A 19,019-nucleotide genomic window follows, 5' to 3' on the forward strand; every position below is an offset into this window, starting at 1 on the left:
CCAGCAAGCAGGTCCTCTTCACCTTTTTCTCTCCAGAATTGACCTGGACATTCCGCCACTGTTCAGTTTTCAAGGACCATTCCCCCACCGCCCTCACCAGAGCGGCGTTTATTACTATACCACACTTATCTTAATATAATCAACTCATTTAAGTAGGTTTATTGTAGTTATTTTTCGCATTTATTAACAAATACTCGATATATCTCTTTTTTTCTAGATTATACGCGCTAATTCGCTTTCATCTTCCTTTTGTCACAATCCATTTCATGACCTCTATAGCCTTGTCTTTATTTTTGCTATAGGCCATTATTGATACAACTTTATCCTCCACATTATAGCCTGCATCGTTAAACAAAGTAACCCCTTTTAGCGGGATACCGTAAATATGCGGCTGTTTGTCCTGAGCATATTCATCTTTAACGCTCAATTTATACTTTTCAAGCTCCTCTATGGGTATATACTTGGTTATTTCGTCATCAATGTATTCATCAAGTGGCATAAATGCCCCCTGCTTAGCAAATGTCTCGTACTCCTGTTTATTAAATATAAATATATCCCCTTCTTGAGCTCCTATCACCACCATGAGTTTTTGCCTTCCCATTATTTCTAATTCAGCATCTCCACCCAAGGGTATGTTAAAAAAGTTAATCTCTAAAAGTTCCGGAAAATCTTCAAGCATACGTTGGCTTATCGGTTCAGCCTTCTCTTCAATAAGATAATCTCCTACAAAATAAATATCAACCTTTTTATCTGGTGGGGTTTGCGGCCTGGTCATGGTGGATACCAAATTCCACAGCATGACCGTCACCACTATACCTACAACATATTTCCACCAATCATAATGAAGATGGTTCTGCAGCGTTTCCCTATTTACTACGACCTGGTACATGGAATATATCACCTGCCTAAAGAGTTATACAATACACACATATTAATTATACATCAAATGCAAATGCTCAACAAGTACGACAAAATGCCGTTTTTAAAGCATTTATAATCATTTTAAGCGCAATCAATATAACAAATTGAATAGTTAGAAAAAATTGCTTTAACATTATGAATATTCATACAATGGCAAAATGCCAAAAAAGTTAAGCCATGGAACTTTAGAAGTCCCATGGCAATTTCGCTGTCCCGATGAATATTCATAACCCTTACCTTTATCCCTCATGCTTACCTTTACTCCCTGGGTCTCATAGTAGGAAACAGTATTACGTCCCTTATAGAATAAGAATCGGTAAACAGCATCACTAGCCTATCAATGCCTATACCCACACCACCGGTGGGCGGCATGCCGATCTCCAGGGCATGCACAAAGTCCTCATCCATCATATGGGCCTCCTCATCCCCTGCCGCACGCTGCCTGGCCTGCTCCAAGAAGCGTTCCTTCTGATCGATCGGGTCATTCAGCTCAGAAAACGCATTGGCAATCTCTCGCGCCACTATATACAGCTCAAAGCGATAGGTCAACCTTGGATCATCCTTCTTCTTCTTTGCAAGCGGCGAAATTTCTATTGGGTAATCCATAATAAACGTGGGCTGTATCAGATGCTGCTCCACCTTTTCCTCAAAGAAGGCATTGAGTATATATCCCCAGGTATTGCCTTTATCGAGCTCTAGGCCTGCCTGTTTTGCAATCTCCCTAGCTTCCTCATCAGTATTAATCCTCGAAAAATCTACCCCTGCATATTTCTTAACAGCCTCAATCATGGTCATACGCTGCCATGGAGGCGTCAGATCGATTTCCTGGCCTTGATAGGTCAGCTTAGTGGCCCCTAGCACCTCTTTTGCAACGGTGACTATCATGTCCTCGGTAAGTTCCATCATGTCAATGTAATCTGCATAAGCCTTGTATATCTCAATTGAAGTAAACTCGGGATTATGCTTAATGGACATGCCCTCATTGCGAAACACGCGCCCTAACTCGTAAACTTTATCAAAACCGCCAACAATCAGCCGCTTTAAATGTAACTCGGTAGCAATGCGTAGGTACATGTCAATATCAAGAGTATTATGGTGAGTAATAAAAGGCCGGGCGGCAGCGCCACCTGCAGTGGTATGAAGGATGGGAGTCTCAACTTCCAGATATCCCCTGCTATCAAGATAATTCCTGATACTCCGTATAACCTTGGAGCGTATTTCAAAAGTGCGGCGTACCTCTGGATTCACGATCAAATCCACATATCTATGCCTGTAACGGAGGTCGGGGTCCTTAAGCCCATGCCATTTTTCGGGAAGAGGATAAAGGGATTTTGCGAGCAGGACCATCTTCTGTGCCCTAACTGAAATCTCTCCCGTTTTGGTCTTAAATACCTCTCCCGTCACCCCTATGATATCTCCTAGATCAAAGGACTTAAAATCCTCATACTGTTCTTCTCCCACATCGTTGATACGAACAAATATCTGTATCTGGCCAGCGCTATCCTGGATGTGAGCAAAGCTGGCTTTGCCCATCACCCTTTTTGACATGACCCTACCCGCTACTGTTACCTGTTGACCTTCCATAATTTCAAAATTATCTTTTATTTGTTGGGAATAGTGAGTAACTTCAAACCTGGTAATGGCAAAAGGATCCCTACCCTCTTTACGCAGCTTATTTAGCTTTTCTCTCCTTACAAGCAGTATCTCGTTTAAATTCTGTTGTTCTTCAAATTGCGCATCCATTCTTGTTTCATCCATCCCGCATTTCACACCTTCACTTACGAATTTCTAATATCTTAAATTTAATGACTCCATCGGGCACATGCACATCCACCACAGCCCCCACAGGCTTACCCAATAGCGCTTTGCCTACTGGTGACTTGTTGGATATCCTGTTTTCTGCAGGATTGGCCTCAGTTGACCCTACAATAGTGTACTCCATTACATCGTTGGTTTCAACATCCAGCAGTTTCACAGTGGAACCAATGCTTACAACATCAGTGGATATATCATCATCATCTATGACTTTGGCATTTCTGAGCAGGTTTTCCAGAGTCACAATGCGCCCCTCAATGAATGCCTGCTCATTTTTTGCCTCATCGTACTCGGAATTTTCGCTGAGGTCCCCGAAAGCAATGGCCTGTTTGATGCGTTCGGCCACCTCTTTCCGCTTGACAGTTTTCAGGTACCTCAACTCTTCCTCCAATTTAGCAACGCCTTCCTGCGTTAATATCGTGTCTTTGTAATCTTCTGCCATAGTCAATTCTCCCCTTCACTCAAATTTTCATTGTTATTTATGATAATATGCGTTTAAAACACACCTTTGATTCCAAAAAACCTTATCCCCGTAATCAATACAATAAGCACTGACACAATTATCATTATTTGTGCCAGTGCTTGAAAATCTTTCTAAATTTGTAGTGTAATTATTATAAAAAAGTAATTACGGTTTGTCAAGGAAATAAAATCACGCCCTTTTTTCTTAAATATCGAATTCGGAAGGTGTCGTAGGTTATTCCCCCTTCAAGCGATATAAATCCCCGCATCTTCACTTTTTCTAATATGTGGCTCATTTCACCAATCTCGTCTTCCATAATGGATAAGGCTTGCAACACCCCCAGACTTTCCCACGGCATCAGTTCAATATCCGCCTTTATTTCATCAGGCAACGTTGCCCAACCCGACAATATCCAAAAAATCTCTCGATGACTTTTCATCGCCTCTATATGCTTTAAATTGACTTGGGCGGCATACGCAACGATGGTATAATTGCTCAGCATACCAAAGTCACACTCATCTGCCACCGCCACAAGCTGCTTATCCTTCAGACATTTGGCAGCATCAGTGGTAACCGGGCAGGCCAGCCCCGTCTCCATTAAGACCTCATCAGCCAGTTCATAGAGTTTTCTCTCGGCAGTACCTCCCAGCACCATGTCGTTTATATAAGGCGCCATCACTCTGGCAAACAGCCTGCCAGCCCAGGTATCTGCACCCCATATTCCCACTTTCAAGTTGGAAACCCTGTCCTTCAGCATGCCCAGCAAATGCTTTATGGAATTGGCAAGTGCAAACACCCTTATTTGATATACCGAATCCACAGCAAATATTTCCTTAATAGCCTCCATAGCCTCTTGAGGCAAAACAACCCAACAATCGGGAATGCATACCGCTTCAACGCCAAGTTCTTTCAGCAACCTTAAATACCTTAAAAGTCTCTTGCTGCGCCTGCCGGTGGGAAGTACATCCCAGTTTACCATAAAATCCGGCAATTGCAATATGTAACCCATTTCCAGTCCATCTTGTTTAAAATATATAGTACCTACAGGCTGAAGTACTGACCTAGAATGCCAACCCTTTAAAACATTCATTAATCCGCCCAAAACTCCTGTATCGGTGGATTGGCCACCCGTATCGCGGAACGTCATAACAGCAAACTTGCTCACCTTTGATCCCTGCTCAATTCAAATATTTCTACCAAGAGGCCCCTATACTTACGCTGACAATCCTTTTCATATTATCCTCCTATAAATTTTATTCAACTGGTCCATTATTGATTACAATTATATCCATATGCAGAAGCTTATATAAAAACATCTCACAAAATTTATTAAAAATTGCTTGTCAGAGCATCATCCCGCAGCCCCTTCCAGCTCAAGCAGGTACCCATTCAACAGCCTGCGGATTTCTTCCGCATTCTTCAAGGTATTCACGACATTTTTGACCCTATTGGCATTGGGCAGTCCTTTGATATACCAGCTTATGTGCTTCCTCATCTCACGAATTCCTACTCCCTCACCCTTGTATTGTATCATCATATCGAGGTGACGAAGAGCCATCTCAATCTTCTGGCGCGGCGTAGGGAGAGGCAGGAGTTCTCCTGTTTCCAAATAATGAATTATTCTCTTAAAAATCCAAGGATTACCATGGGCTCCCCTGCCAACCATTACGCCATTACACCCAGTTTCATCCAGCATTCGCTTCGCATCCTCAGGCGTAAATATATCCCCATTTCCAATGACAGGTATAGACACCGCCTGCTTCACCCTGCGGATGATGTCCCAATCGGCAACTCCGGAATAAAACTGTTCTCTGGTACGGCCATGGACCGTCACAGCACAGCCTCCTGCTTCCTCTATTGCCTTGGCTATTTCGACGGCATTGACGGTTTCAGCATCCCACCCCTTCCTTATCTTCACGGTCACGGGCTTGCAAGAAGCCTCCACCACCGCCTTCACGATCTTGTATACTTTTTCGGGATGGCGCATGAGCGCACTTCCATCACCATTTTTCACAATCTTGGGCGTGGGACATCCCATATTTATATCTATCAAGTCTATATCTGTCTGAGCCAGCCTCCTAGCTATCTCGGCCATTATATCGGGGTCAGAACCGAAGATCTGCACTCCTACAGGGTGCTCGTTAGGATGAACCTCGGTAAGCTTCCAGGTCTTTTCGTCGCCGTAGTAAAGCCCTTTGGCGCTTACCATCTCGGTATACACCATACCACAGCCCTGCTGTTTGCATAGCAGGCGAAACGGCATATCGGTAACTCCTGCCATAGGTGCTAGAAATACGTTATTGGGAACAGACAATGTGCCTATCTTCATTCCCCTATAATTCCTCCTGTAAGCCGTTTTAGGTGCATTTCCACCTTGTTTAGTGTGCTCAAACAAAAACAGCCACGGGCACTTTCCCCGCAGCTGTCGCCAAAGATTATCGATATCCTTATAGGCTATCCACCTGTATCCATTGCCCTTCTGTAATAGACAGGTCCACCGCCTCAAGAACCTGGGAACACTTTACACCGTCATTGAAATCGGGACAAGCATTTCTATCGTGAGCAATTGCCTCAACAAACTCGTAAAGCTCGTGTACAAAGGTATGCTCATAGCCTATAACATGCCCTGCAGGCCACCAAGCCGAAGCATATGGATGAACCGGCTCTGTAACTTGAATGAGCCTGAAACCTTGTACCCCCTCGGGGTCTTCAGAAGAATAATACCACAGCTCGTTCATCCTTTCAAACTCAAACCTCAAACTGCCCTTGCTGCCATTTATCTCAAAAGACATGCCGTTTTTATGGCCGTTGGCAAAGCGAGTGGCCTCAAAAGAACCCAAAGCACCGTTTTTAAACTCAGCAAGAAACAACGTAGCATCGTCCACCGTGACCTCGCCGCGAGGCCCACCAGCTTGGGCGTTAGCGCTCAATCCTTCCATCCTCTCCACAATGGGCCTTTCTTTAATAAAAGTCTTATTAATCCCAATTACCTTGTCAAACTCCCCTACCAGAAAACGAGCAAGGTCAATAATGTGAGCCCCAAGATCACCCAAGGCTCCAGACCCGGCTATTTTCTTGTCCAACCTCCACACCAACGGAAAATCGGGATCCATAACCCAATCCTGGAGATACAAAGCTCTGAAGTGATATATCTTCCCAATCTTTCCCTCATCGATCAATTTTTTAGCCAGCTGCACAGCAGGAGCAAACCTGTAATTAAACCCTATCTGGTGCTTTACTTTGTTCTTCTCGACTGCTTCCAGCATTTCCCTTGCATCCCTGAGATTTAAAGCCAGCGGCTTTTCACAAAACACGTGCTTTCCTTGCTCTGCAGCTGCAATGGCTATCTCCTTGTGAACGTTGCTGGGGGCTGTTATATCCACCATATCGATGTCGTCCCGTTTGACCAGCTTCTCCCATGAAGTTTCGTAGCTTTCCCACCCGAATTTTTCGGCCGACTGCTTGACCCATTCCTCGTCCCTGCCACATATGGCTTTCATGACGATCTTTAAGCTGGGATTGAAAAACATCCCCAGCTTTCTGAAGGCGTTGCTATGGGCCTTACCCATAAACTTATACCCAACAAGCCCCACATTCAATGTATCCTTCATATACCTTTTCCCCCCGCTCTCATTATAGTCAAATCCTTTCTTTAAAACCCTTATTTAAGGCTTGCCCAAATGCACTTCATCGCCTACTCCTACTATAACCGCTACACCTATACGTCCCTTATAATAATGCCCAATTTCAGCGTAGTTATAATATATCAGGGAACTCCTCCCAATTGAACAAGAGAAGTCCCCTGATTTAATAAGCCTAATTTTAAGCCCACCACATCTCGCCTTTGGACTCAAAAATCATGACCTCTTTCAAGAACGCAATAGCCTTTTGGAGTCCTTCATTGGGCGACATAAGGCTGTCCTCATGTTCTATGCTCATTACATAATCATATCCCACCATGCGCAGGTTGCTTACAATGTCTTTCCATACCTGATAGTCATGGCCATATCCCACTGTGCGGAAGATCCAGGAGCGGTTGATCTCATCGCTATAATGCTTGGTGTCCAACACGCCGTTCACGGCAGTATTGTACTGGTCTATCTTGGTATCCTTGGCATGGAAGTGATATATAGCCGGACCCAGCTTGCGGATAGAGGCAACGGGATCTATTCCCTGCCAGAACAGATGGCTGGGGTCAAAGTTTGCGCCAATGGTATCGCCCACTGCAGCTCTTAGCTTAAGCAGAGTTTCGGGATTGTAAACGCAGAAGCCCGGGTGCATCTCAAGGCATATCTTGTTTACACCGTGGTCATTGGCAAACTTGACCGCTTTTTCCCAGTATGGAATAAGAACCTCATTCCACTGATAGTCCAGTATCTTCAAGAAATCATCCGGCCAGGGGCATGTCACCCAGTTAGGATACTTAGAGTCGGGAGAATCCCCAGGGCAACCTGAAAAGGTAATAACCCTGTCCACGCCAAGCTTTTCGGCCAGCAGCACCGTCTTTTCAAAATCTTTATGGAAAGCATCTGCGATCTCCTTTTGGGGATGTACGGGATTGCCATGACAGCTCAAGGCGCTGATTTGCATGTTGTACTTCTTGAGCAAGTCCTTAAACTCGTTGAGCTTGTTTTCATCAGCCAGCAGCTCATCGGGATTGGCATGGGCTTTACCAGGAAATCCGCCTGTCCCTATCTCTACCGCTTCAACCCCTGAATCATGTAAATACTTTAATGCCTCTTCAAAACTCTTATTGGCCAGCAGTACCGTAAAAACCCCTAATTTCATATGTACACGCCTCCCTTTTGCTTTATTTTTGTCATAGGCAACCTGAACAAATATATTTTACGTTTATATATTCTACGTCGCTTAACAAATTCCTCCTTGGAAGAAATTATTTATTTGCAGTTTGTATCATAATCTTTTTGCCCTTTCTAGCACTTTCCAGTGCGCCAAAAACCATTGCCATGCTCTTTATATTATCAGTGCAATCCGTCTCGGCCTTCCTGCCTTCCAAAAGGGCGCTGAACATCTCATCCAGGCATCCAAAATGCCCTTCCCTGCCGTTCCACGAATATGTAGCCTCAACCCTTTTGGTCTCATAAATGAACTGTTCTGTATTATTTTCTGCTACAACCTCACAATAGGGAGGATTGATTCCATCCCATATAGCCGTCCCCTTACTGCCCGTAATCCTCCAGTATGATTCCCATGAAGTAGGAGCACCCTGTGCACACCACGACCCCCTGTAAGAAAATACTGAACCGTCCGAAAATTCAAAAATGCATACCGCAGCAGCATTTCCTTTATACCATGAACCAGGCGGATTGAATTCATGGCAGTATACAGAAACAGGATCAGCACCAATTATAAAACGGGCTTGATCAAACGTATGTATTGCCATATCGAGGATAAGTGGGCTGTCCATGACATCTCTAAATCCTCCAAAATGGGGCCCCAGGAAAAAATCAGCACATACAAAACCCGGCTTACCGATAACTCCCGAGCTTATAAGCTCGCGAAATGCACGAATATGTTTTAAGTAACGCCGGTTTTGCATAACCGCATACATTTTTCCAGATTCCTCAGCAACAGCCACCATCTCCCACGCCTCTTCCATTGAGGAAGCCATAGGCTTTTCACCCAGCACATGGCATCCCATCCTAAGCGCCGTGGTCACTATCCTGTAATGAGCTTCAGGTACGGTTACATCAAACACCAGATTGGCCGATGAATCCTCTATGGCTTTTTCGATGTCCTGGTATATTCCACAGTTCAAGCCATACCGCTTTGCCATAGCACGCGCGTTCTCTTCATTTATATCAACCAGCGCTACAATTTCAGCATCTTGTCTTTCCAAAGCGTATTTTATCCAGGTATTGGCCATACTCCCACAGCCAGCCACAGCTATTCTAAAACGTTTCATACATCATTCCCCTCCCTATTAAATTATTGGATGAAATTTAAGTACAGGAACGCAATTTGCTGCTCAATACAGGATTCGTTAAAGGTTCAATTGCAAAAGGAAGCCGCCAAATGTAAAGCAATCTTCAAGCAAAAGTTAAGAAAATTATAAGTCAAACCATAACCATTTCGCCTATATCATGCAAATTAAATTTGCAGTAAAATCATTCTCCCAAAAAAGGTTGATACATCATAATTGCATGATTTTCTGTAATATATTCGTCATCTATTTCATCCCCATCCAGATTAAAAACTTTTCTGCATATTACATTGTGTCTAATATAGCCACCCCACCATTCATGAGTAATCCAATGTTCTTTCTCATATACTTTATATGTATATGGTGGTTTCTCTGTTGTTCTCCACTCCCCAACCAAATATTGGTCTGTCAACCATACTTTTAATTGATACGGTTGGTTAGTCCCATTATATACCTGCAGATCAATATAGTTATATACACAGGTAGCCCCACTCCCAAAGGGCTGCGTCCTATTTGAATCGGGAAATACATCATAGCTATGCCTGTGTCTTTCTGTTACCGATAACGGCGTATGTAATGTCATCCAGTATATCAGGTTTGATAGCTGGCACAGCCCTCCCCCAACCCCCGGCTTAATTCTGCCATACGACAATTCCATTCCATCTACGTAACCCTTCCTCCTGGTGGGTTTACCTACCAACCTCCAAAATGAAAATGTCTCTCCCGGATGTAATATTACTCCATCTATTTTTTGTGCTGCAATCTTCAAGTTTATTATTTTATTATACTGCATCCACATATCCACATCTTTCAGCTTTCTAATTAGAGGCGTTTTATGGGTAAAAACGATCACCGGCAACAAATCTCGTGAGATATTTCTTGCGTATTTCTTATGGCCAAAATACCAATCCCAGTATCTTTTATAAGTATAAAATAGCCTTCCCAATTGAATTCTAATCCTTGACCTCTTTATTGGCTTTATCCCCCTATCCATCCCACACTCCCCCCAATGAAATATGTAAGGTAAGATTTATGGAAGTATGAAATAATGTAATAGGGTGTAACAACCACTGGCAGTTACACCCTGTCGTATCATACTTACCCGCATCCCATAAAATCTCCGTTATCATCAAACTTTTCTTATTCCATAATGCAACCTTTACCTTGCTGCTTTAACCTCCGTCCATACCCTGTCATACTCCTTTATAACATCTGACAATGCTTCAAACACCTCGCAATTTTTCAAATCTTCATCAGTCGGATAAGCAGTCCTGTCGTTGAGAATCTCAGGAGGAAGCATCTTTCTGGCTTCGGTATGAGGCGTGGAATATCCTATATAGGTAGTGTTTCTGTAGGCAATTTCAGGCTCGCACATGAAATTTATAAACTGCTCAGCCACCTTCTTGTTTTTGGTTCCTTTCAAAATTACCATGGCATCAACCCACAAATTGCTGCCTTCCTTGGGTATTGCATATTCCAGGTCGGGGTTTTCCCTCTTGGTATATACGGCATCGCCTGACCACACCACTGCAAGAGCTGCCTGCCCTGATATCATGGCATTCTTGACCTCGTCGCTTACATAAGACAGCACCAAGGGTTTTTGCCTTATCAATGCCTCCTTGGCCTGTTCCAGTTCATCCATATTCCTGGTGTTCAAGGAATACCCTAGCATTTTAAGGGCCACCCCTATGGAGTCCCTGCTGCTGTCCAGCATGAAGATCTGCTTTTTGTACTTTTCATCCCACAGTATCTTCCAGCTGTCAACCGGCTCTTTGACCATCTTCTTGTTGTACAAAATGCCTACCGTGCCCCACATGTAGGGAACGGAATATTCGTTATTCGGATCATATGGGAGGTTCTTAAACCTTTCATCTATGTATTTATAGTTGGGAACGTTGCTGAAGTCTATTTTCTCAAGCATGCCCTCCTTTATCATGCGCTCGATCATGTAATCTGATGGAATGGCCACGTCATAGTCGGCTCCCCCGCCCTTTATCTTCACATACATCTCCTCGTTGGTGGCAAAGGTATCATAAATCACGTCGATGTTGTACTTCTTTTCAAACTCATCAATGACAGTTTCGTCGATATAATCTCCCCAGTTATACACCTTGAGCTGAGCCTTTGAAGCGCTGCCGCACCCGGCCAAGATGCCCACCACCATTATTATGCTGAAAAGTAAACCGAAAATTTTAAATGCCTTTTTCATCTCACACACTCTCCTTTACCTTTGAATTGTCTTTGCTCATCCTCTTGTTTACTATAAGCAACAATGCCAGCACGGTGATAAACATAATGGTTGATAAAGCATTTATTTTAGGGTTAACACCCCTTCTTGCCATAGAATAGACGTATATGGCGATGTTTGACACCCCCGAGCCGGTGGTAAAGAAGCTGATAACGAAGTCATCGATAGACAGGGTGAAGGCCAGCAAAAATCCTGTTAAGATCCCCGGCATTATCTGGGGGATAACAATTTTCCGCAAGGCATAGGAAGGGGTTGCACCCAGGTCGAGCGCCGCTTCATATATATGCCTGTCAAGCTGTTTGAGCTTGGGCATCACAGAGAGTATCACATAGGGTATATTGAAGGTGATGTGAGCAAGCAGCATGGTAAAAAAACCCAGCCCCATCCCGGTAAAGGGCTTGGTAAATACAAACAACAGCATGAGCGACACACCCGTAACAATATCGGGATTTATTACAGGGAGGTAGGTAAGGTTCATTACTATTGCCTTCTTGACCCTCTTCATCTCGTGTATGCCTATGGCAGCCGATGTGCCAATAATCGTGGCTATGACGGCAGACAGCACTGCTATAGCCAGGGTATTGTAAAGGGCATGCAACACTTCAGTGTCCTTAAACAGCTCGGTATACCACTTTAATGTAAAGCCACTCCATCGCCCCATTGACCTGGACTCGTTAAAGGAATACACAACCAGCATAACTATGGGTGCATACAGGAAGAGGAAAATCAGGTACAGGTATACCCTTTTGACAACGCGCCCTACCATATGGCACCCCCCTCATACTCCCTGTCATATTTACGCATGATGCCCATGCTTATCAGAATTATCACCGTCAGCACAAAGGATATAGCCGAGCCAAAGTTCCAATCGCCTACAACTATGAACTGCTGCTCTATCAGATTGCCTATGAGTATATACTGCCCCCCACCCAGCAACCTAGAGATTATAAAGGTAGTCACTGCCGGCATGAATACCATTGTGATGCCCGATATGACCCCTGGCAGGCTAAGGGGAATGACAATTCGTTTGAGCACGGTGGCGTAATCAGCCCCCAGGTCTTCTGCCGCCTCAATGATGCTCTTATCCATCTTGGTCAGGACCGAATATATGGGAAGCACCATGAAGGGCAAGAAATTATATACCATTCCCAGCACCACTGCGTGGTCGGTATAGAGAAGCTGTACAGGGGGGAGATGCAAGAAATCCATTACAATATCAATTAGACCATTCCTCCCCAGCAGGCTCATCCATGCATAGGTCCTTACCAGGAAATTTATCCACATAGGAATCACAAGCAGCAAGGCCAAAACCTTATTATGGCTGTATTCCTTGCTTGCCAGGATCGAAGCCACGGGATAGCCTATCACGAGGCACACCACGGTACATATGAGTGCAAGCAGCACCGAGCGTAGCAACACCATCAGGTATATTGGCTCCCATACGCGCTTTATGTGCTGGAGGGTAAACTTTATACCCTCTTCTGTGGTGACGGTAAAGGCATAAAAGAGCAACAAAAACAATGGTATAACTATAAAGATGGCCATCCATACCAGATAGGGATACGCATACCACGTCTTTCTCATTTTACAGCCACCTTCTTCATTATGTGGATGTCCTGGGGGAGTATGCGGAGCCCTATCGTGCTTCCCACCGGCTGCATGAGGGTGCTGTGTATCATCCAGTCTATACCCTCGCTGCGCACTATCATCTCGTAATGCACTCCTTTGAAGGTCACTGACTCCACCTCTCCCTGCAGCATACCCTCTCCTACAGGTACCAACTTTATGTCCTCGGGCCTTATGACCACATCTACTTCTTCATTGCGTTCAAAGCCGGAGTCGACGCACTCGAATTCATGGCCAGCAAAATACACCAGGTTGTCCTTAAGCATCCTGCCCGGGATGATGTTGCTCTCACCGATGAAATCGGCCACAAATGCGTTTTTAGGCTCGTTGTATATCATCTCGGGCGTACCGATCTGCTGTATGGTGCCATCCTTCATCACCACGATGGTATCCGACATGGTGAGGGCCTCTTCCTGGTCGTGGGTAACATACACAAAGGTAATGCCCAGCATCTTCTGAATCCTCTTAAGCTCGATCTGCATGCTTTTCCTGAGCTTCAAATCCAGAGCTCCTAGTGGCTCGTCCAGCAAAAGCACCTCCGGCTCATTGACCAACGCCCTGGCTATGGCCACCCTCTGCTGCTGTCCTCCACTTAAGGAATCCACGCTCCTCTTCTCAAAGCCTTTGAGATTTACCAGTTCAAGCACCTCGGCCACTTTTCTCTCTATGGTCTTCTTATCCAGCTTCTTTATCTTAAGCCCAAACGCTATGTTCTCGGCCACATTCATATGCGGAAACAGGGCGTATCTTTGAAAGACGGTGTTTACCTTTCTCTTGTAGGGAGGTAAGTTGGTTATGTTCTTTCCTTCGAAATACACTGCACCAGAGTCGGGCCGTTCAAAACCCGCAATGATGCGAAGCGTTGTGGTCTTGCCACACCCGCTTGGCCCAAGCAAAGTAAGGAACTCGTTTTTGCGTATACACAGATTAATATTATTCAACGCCTCTGTCCCATCATAATTCTTTGAAACATTCACTAGCTTTATGATAGGCTCCTCCGTCATGTATACCTCCCCCTCAAACCTTCATAATATTAAAAGCTGGGTGGCGATGATATCCACAGCACAACCGCCTTCGCCTTCCCAGCATTTTCTATTCTGTGCACCTGGTTAGCCTTGAAATAAAAGCTCTCTCCCTTTCTCACTTTGTATTTGCGATTTCCCAGATAAAGGTTTATGCTGCCCGATATCACATAGCCAAATTCCTCTCCATCATGCGGATTATCTTCACTGGAGCTCCCACCAGGCTCAAGCTGCATAAGTATTGGTTCCATCGCATTCTTTTGAGCGCTGGGCACCAGCCATTTTATGGAGTGCTTTAGCTCCTCATCCTGTTTTGTGAAGACATCATCTTTCTTGAACACCACCTTCTCGGGCACGGCGTCGCTAAAAAAATCTTTAAGGTTTGTCCCGAGGCATTCCAGTATGTCCATCAAGGTGGCAATAGAAGGCGATGTAAGCTCCCTTTCCACCTGTGATATAAAACCTTTTGTCAGCTCGCACCTGTCAGCCAGCTCTTCCTGCGTCAGACCCGCCTTAAGCCGCAATTGCCTTATCTTCTCGCCGATTTTCATATGCTATTCTCCTAACGCGATTGAGACTGAAATTTTAAACTTTTCAAAGTTTTTGAAAACTAAACTTTTTGTTTAGTGATTTTAAACCCAGCACAAACTTTAACACAGACAAAAAAATATGTCAATACTATTTTTCGTAAATAATATTGACATGTATGGGGTTTTGTTCCATATATGGTTTAATAAGTTTTTATTCTCACGCTGATTCAGGGGCCTCAAACCGGCATTAAACCCAGACATCATTTGCCCATCATATCATGATTTGAATCTAAAAAGTCTATTTTGCTGTCAAAAACAAAATCCGCAATTTAATTATCAGCATTTTTTACGTAGCCTATAATCTGCAAATTAACAATCTGTTTAAAAGCAATTAAGCATTACCTATCACGGTTTCAGGTAAGCGTAAAATAATTCCCATCTTGACAAAGTAACATTACTATGTAGGTACAATTTGGGCATTTGAAAAAGAAAAAATTGCTTAATTTCAGGCTTTTTCAAACTCTAACTGACAAACTGATAACTTAAACCGGCAATACCAAACCATTGCAATCGAGTAGGAGGTAGGTGATTATTTCACCTACTGTCCTCTCACACCACCGTACGTACCGTCCAGTATACAGCGGTTCGTTAGAATTGACATACTACTTGATATCTATCGTATAAACTTTTATATCCGATGCTCTCAAAATATTTGTTTGTAAGGGGCATGTTAAGAACTTGACTATTGGAAATCCTCCAGTAGCTTTTCCTTGTATTTGCAAATTTCCATGCTTCATCATCTGCCAACCCCAGCTTTACCAAGTTGTCATATCTCGTTTTTATCTTCTTCCATTGTTTCCATATACAAGCTCTTAACCTTCGACGAATCCATTCATCAAGGGCTTTCATCCTGCCTTTAGCGTCTGTTAAGCCAAAGTAGTTTACCCACCCAGTTGTTATCTGGTTTAACCGCCCCCCCCCCCCGCCCCGCTCTGGGTGTTAAAATAAAATTGTGTCTGGTGTATAATGAAATCACAAAGGAGGCTGGTAATTATGGATAAAAATACCTATTATCAAACAGTTAAAAATATGGCGGTTGAAAAAGTATTAAATCAGTGTTGCTCTGATTCGGATCCTTCTCGCCCTGCCTTGAAAAAATTGCTGGAGGATTTGCTCGACTGGTTTATGTTGTCTGAACGCCAAATCTATCTCTTGAAAAACGAGAACGACAAAGGTAACGGCTTTTATGATAGAAAACTTGGTACACCTATGGGTAACCTGGAAATCTCTGTCCCAAGAACTCGCACTGGCGATTTCAGACCCCACATCCTCCCTGAACCATATAAAAGAGTGGATGAATCCTATACAGACCTCCTTATGTCCCTTGTTGTCAACGGTTATTCAGAATCTTCCCTCTTAAATACCCTCAAAAGCCTCAATCTCCCTTATTCTGATGATGAACTCAATAAAATCAAAGATGACTTAAAAGGTAAGTTAGAACTTTTCAAACAACGGGAATTACCCGAATCGGTGTTTGCATTACTCATCGATGCCTATCACTGTGAGATAAAGGACGGCTCAAAAGTAAAGAAAGCCGCATGCTACATAGTCCTTGGCATCGATATGGAAGGTAAAAAAGATATCTTCGGTCTCTACACCTTCTTCGGTAAAGAGAACAGAGCCGATTGGAACAAGGTCTTTGAAGACTTGATAAATCGCGGTCTTAAACGAGTTTTAGTGGTTGTAAGCGATGATTTTCCAGGAATTATTGACACGGTCAAAGCTGTATATCCATATGCTGACCATCAGCTCTGTTTTGTACACCTTCAGAGAAATATCCGCAAATATATGACCAAAACTGACGCCACAGAATTTAAGAAAGAACTCGATAAAATAAAGTTTGCTTCTTCCTTTGATGAAGCTATTCAAAAGTTTTATGAACTTTGTAGCAACTTTAAGAGTAAATATGGCCGATATATGAACCTTCTTATGGAAAAAGCAGAACATTACATGGCTTTCACTAAATATCCTGAATCCTTGAGAAAGCATATTTATACTACCAACAGTGTAGAGAGTATTAATAGCCTGGTTGAAAAAATTCGGATAAGGTCGGGTGGTTACTTTAACTCTGTGGAGGTATTGGAAATTAACATATATTTACAGCGGGAGAACTTAAGGCAAACAAAATGGAAAAAAGCGGTACCAATGATAAATGCTCACATTTATGAAATACAACAAATTTTCCAGTTACGTTACTTTAATCAGACACAAAATTCTTGACAACTCTCCTCTTAGGCAGTACCCTCGGCATATGGTATTTTAAATACGAATAAAACTCATCCAGTATTGGCTTGCTCCTCTTCAATCGCTCTTCATACCTCTCCTCGGGTGTAACATCTCGAAGCTCCCGCTCAATTGCAAACAGCTTATTGCAGTAATCAAGTCCCTCCCTTGCCACGCTTGCTACTCCTTCACTCGTCCCAGGTATTGCCTTCAATGCTTCATCAAACTTCCTCCTTGCATGCGCCCAACATCCCACCAATATTACATTAGGTATACCATTGTATCCCTTCATATCCGTCTACATGCAGATACCCTTTGAATCCCTCCAAAAACTTCTTCGCATGCCTACCTGCCCTCGTCGTCTGATAATCATATAACACTATCGCTGGACCATCCCTGCCTGTACGATAAAGCCACATGTATAATACAGCCTCTGCTGCCCGCCCTGGCTCGTGTAATACCTGCAACGTCGTCTCATCTGCATGCAGTATATCCCTCTTGATTAAATGTTCCTTCATCCTCTCATATACAGGCCTCAACCACCTCTCTGACCCCTGTACCATCCAATTAGCCATAGTCTGCCTTCATAGCTCTACCCCCATCCGTTCCCACTGCTGCTCCTGCCTATATAGCGGCATCCCTTCCACAAATTTCTGTGTCATTACATACGCAATAGCAGATGGTGAGGCAATACTCCCAGGAAGTACAGCTTCAGACATTGTTGCCGTTACTATGGGCGTGCTCACTTCATTTTGCTCGCAATTGCGGCATTGCATGCTTCATTATGTTTACCTTGGCAGGTATAATCTTTAGCTCTTCCCTCACCTCTGTGCTCATCTCATGAAACTTACCACTACAGCATGGACATATCTGCTCTTCTTCTGGTAAACGGTACTCTATCACCTCAACAGGAAGGTCCTTTATGTCCTCTGCCCTGTACCCCTTCCTCTTACGGCGCTTGTATGTTATCTCCTCTATAGCAGGCTCGGCAGCTTCTGCGTTCGATTCCCCTTCTCCGCCTCATTGAAAAAGCTGAGCTGTTCTCCCTCCTCTGAATTCGTCTTCTCACTCGAACGCCCGTACATCTTTTGCCGACTTAAGCGAAACTGCTCCTCAAACCACCTCAGCTTCGCTTTAAGCTCCTCTATTTCCTGCTTTAAAAAGCTGTTCTCTCTCACTAACTCTTCAATTGTAACTGTAGCAGTTGTTGTATTTTCCATAACACCTATTATATTTAACACTAATTGCTAAAAACCTTCAATTCTTCTAAAAATTTTTAAAAATTCTTTATATTACCGTATTTACAATGACTTTCTTATGAGCACTTCTCTGCTTCAGTGATAATCCATCCAGTAACCATCTTAGCTTCCTCACGCTTATCTTTGCTGTGCCAGCACCTTCCTTCAGCCAATCAAACTTCCCTTTCTCCAGCCTCTTGTAGTAAAGCCAGAATCCATTGTGGTCCCACTGCAGTATCTTTATCTTGTCCCTGCTCTTGTTACAGAACACAAACAGAGCACTTGAAAAAGGATCCAATGCAAAGCTTTGCTGTACGATAGCCGCTAAGGAATCTATTGATTTCCGCATGTCGGTACTCCCGCACGCAAGATAAACCTTTTGAGTACTGGCCAGTCCTAACATAGAGCGCTCAACACCTTTACTACATGAAGCAGTAGTTCTTCATTAAAACCCTGTCTCAATTACAGCAGGACCCACTTTTACGGTTAAAAAGTCGCTTAAAGATGTATCTTCTTTGCCGCTTAAACTAACAGGTAACCATTGCACTGTATTGTGGGTTTGATCTTCTTCCTTGGATTCTTTGTTTAGCCAATAGTACAGTTGTCTCACCTTTATGTTGTGCTGTTTGCAAAATTCCTTCGCACTTAAGTTGCTTGCTCTGTAGGCTTCAATCCTAGCTTTCCATTGCTGCCTCAGTTCTATATGGGTCATAGATAATCCATCCCCATCATTTCTATGGAGGAATTATCTCACATTTGCTCGCAAATTTTTAGGTGTGCTCTATTTGACGCTTACAAATCAGTTCAAGCTTATAAAATTCTTTTACATATGCATCCCAATCTTTGTCTAAATTACTACCAATACTTCTATTAGAAATCCTGGTGAAATCTTGGAATTATCCGATTTCTACTCCACTATATCGCTGGCA

At 43.6% G+C, this 19,019-nt stretch carries 18 protein-coding genes and 2 pseudogenes; 1 reads left to right on the forward strand and 19 read right to left on the reverse strand.

The annotated features are described in order from the left end of the window. Positions 1-238: 238 nt before the first annotated feature. From JOD02_RS10735 to JOD02_RS10810, 16 genes and pseudogenes are all read right to left on the reverse strand, one after another. On the reverse strand, positions 239-889 hold the full coding sequence (locus JOD02_RS10735) for an extracellular solute-binding protein (RefSeq protein ID WP_204489432.1): 651 nt from the start codon (positions 887-889) through the stop codon (positions 239-241). 290 nt (positions 890-1,179) lie between these two features. Next, positions 1,180-2,679: a lysine--tRNA ligase gene (lysS, locus tag JOD02_RS10740; protein WP_204489433.1), complete on the reverse strand. Its 1,500-nt coding sequence runs from the start codon at positions 2,677-2,679 to the stop codon at positions 1,180-1,182. Between the two features lie 16 nt (positions 2,680-2,695). Next, on the reverse strand, positions 2,696-3,178 hold the full coding sequence (gene greA / locus JOD02_RS10745; RefSeq protein WP_204489434.1) for a transcription elongation factor GreA: 483 nt from the start codon (positions 3,176-3,178) through the stop codon (positions 2,696-2,698). A 196-nt stretch (positions 3,179-3,374) separates the two neighbouring features. Next, on the reverse strand, positions 3,375-4,364 hold the full coding sequence (locus tag JOD02_RS10750) for a hypothetical protein (protein WP_204489436.1): 990 nt from the start codon (positions 4,362-4,364) through the stop codon (positions 3,375-3,377). Between the two features lie 186 nt (positions 4,365-4,550). Further along, positions 4,551-5,528, reverse strand: coding sequence for a tRNA dihydrouridine synthase DusB (gene dusB / locus JOD02_RS10755; RefSeq protein WP_204489437.1), 978 nt, complete (start codon positions 5,526-5,528; stop codon positions 4,551-4,553). Positions 5,529-5,646: 118 nt separating this feature from the next. Beyond that, entirely contained in the window at positions 5,647-6,810 is a 1,164-nt protein-coding gene (locus tag JOD02_RS10760; protein WP_204489439.1) for a Gfo/Idh/MocA family protein, read from the reverse strand. A gap of 54 nt (positions 6,811-6,864) precedes the next feature. Further along, positions 6,865-7,053, reverse strand: coding sequence for a hypothetical protein (locus JOD02_RS10765; RefSeq protein WP_204489440.1), 189 nt, complete (start codon positions 7,051-7,053; stop codon positions 6,865-6,867). Beyond that, on the reverse strand, positions 7,022-7,987 hold the full coding sequence (locus JOD02_RS10770; protein ID WP_204489442.1) for a sugar phosphate isomerase/epimerase family protein: 966 nt from the start codon (positions 7,985-7,987) through the stop codon (positions 7,022-7,024). The genes JOD02_RS10765 and JOD02_RS10770 overlap by 32 nt, the downstream gene beginning before the upstream one ends. Before the next feature lie 106 nt (positions 7,988-8,093). Continuing rightward, entirely contained in the window at positions 8,094-9,125 is a 1,032-nt protein-coding gene (locus JOD02_RS10775) for a Gfo/Idh/MocA family protein (protein WP_204489443.1), read from the reverse strand. A gap of 202 nt (positions 9,126-9,327) precedes the next feature. Further along, positions 9,328-10,137, reverse strand: a complete 810-nt coding sequence (locus JOD02_RS10780; RefSeq protein WP_204489444.1) for a VanW family protein — start codon at positions 10,135-10,137, stop codon at positions 9,328-9,330. Between the two features lie 165 nt (positions 10,138-10,302). Next, entirely contained in the window at positions 10,303-11,352 is a 1,050-nt protein-coding gene (locus tag JOD02_RS10785) for an ABC transporter substrate-binding protein (RefSeq protein ID WP_204489445.1), read from the reverse strand. Position 11,353: 1 nt separating this feature from the next. Further along, on the reverse strand, positions 11,354-12,157 hold the full coding sequence (locus tag JOD02_RS10790; RefSeq protein WP_204489446.1) for an ABC transporter permease: 804 nt from the start codon (positions 12,155-12,157) through the stop codon (positions 11,354-11,356). Next, positions 12,151-12,975, reverse strand: a complete 825-nt coding sequence (locus JOD02_RS10795; RefSeq protein WP_204489447.1) for an ABC transporter permease — start codon at positions 12,973-12,975, stop codon at positions 12,151-12,153. Before JOD02_RS10795 ends, JOD02_RS10790 begins: the two co-directional genes overlap by 7 nt. Then, positions 12,972-14,021, reverse strand: coding sequence for a spermidine/putrescine ABC transporter ATP-binding protein (gene potA / locus JOD02_RS10800; protein ID WP_204489448.1), 1,050 nt, complete (start codon positions 14,019-14,021; stop codon positions 12,972-12,974). Before potA ends, JOD02_RS10795 begins: the two co-directional genes overlap by 4 nt. 29 nt (positions 14,022-14,050) lie before the next feature. After that, complete coding sequence (locus tag JOD02_RS10805) at positions 14,051-14,590, reverse strand: cupin domain-containing protein (RefSeq protein ID WP_204489450.1); 540 nt, start codon at positions 14,588-14,590, stop codon at positions 14,051-14,053. 627 nt (positions 14,591-15,217) lie between these two features. Beyond that, a pseudogene (locus tag JOD02_RS10810) lies at positions 15,218-15,541 on the reverse strand (group II intron maturase-specific domain-containing protein); the annotation flags it as partial. A gap of 81 nt (positions 15,542-15,622) precedes the next feature. Between JOD02_RS10810 and JOD02_RS10815 the strand changes: the two are divergent. Continuing rightward, positions 15,623-16,849 (forward strand): IS256 family transposase, encoded by a 1,227-nt coding sequence (locus JOD02_RS10815; RefSeq protein WP_204489451.1) that lies wholly within the window; start codon positions 15,623-15,625, stop codon positions 16,847-16,849. A gap of 10 nt (positions 16,850-16,859) precedes the next feature. Here JOD02_RS10815 and tnpC read toward each other — a convergent pair. The 3 genes and pseudogenes from tnpC to tnpA form a co-directional block, all read right to left on the reverse strand. Beyond that, positions 16,860-18,072 (reverse strand): annotated as a pseudogene (gene tnpC / locus JOD02_RS11555) (IS66 family transposase); the annotation flags it as partial. 67 nt (positions 18,073-18,139) lie between these two features. Next, on the reverse strand, positions 18,140-18,493 hold the full coding sequence (gene tnpB / locus JOD02_RS10845) for an IS66 family insertion sequence element accessory protein TnpB (protein ID WP_279380701.1): 354 nt from the start codon (positions 18,491-18,493) through the stop codon (positions 18,140-18,142). A 42-nt stretch (positions 18,494-18,535) separates the two neighbouring features. Beyond that, positions 18,536-18,802, reverse strand: a complete 267-nt coding sequence (gene tnpA, locus JOD02_RS10850; protein ID WP_204489460.1) for an IS66 family insertion sequence element accessory protein TnpA — start codon at positions 18,800-18,802, stop codon at positions 18,536-18,538. Positions 18,803-19,019: the final 217 nt, after the last annotated feature.

It is taken from the genome of Caldicoprobacter guelmensis (assembly GCF_016908415.1).
Taxonomy (GTDB): Bacteria; Bacillota; Clostridia; order Caldicoprobacterales; family Caldicoprobacteraceae; genus Caldicoprobacter; species Caldicoprobacter guelmensis.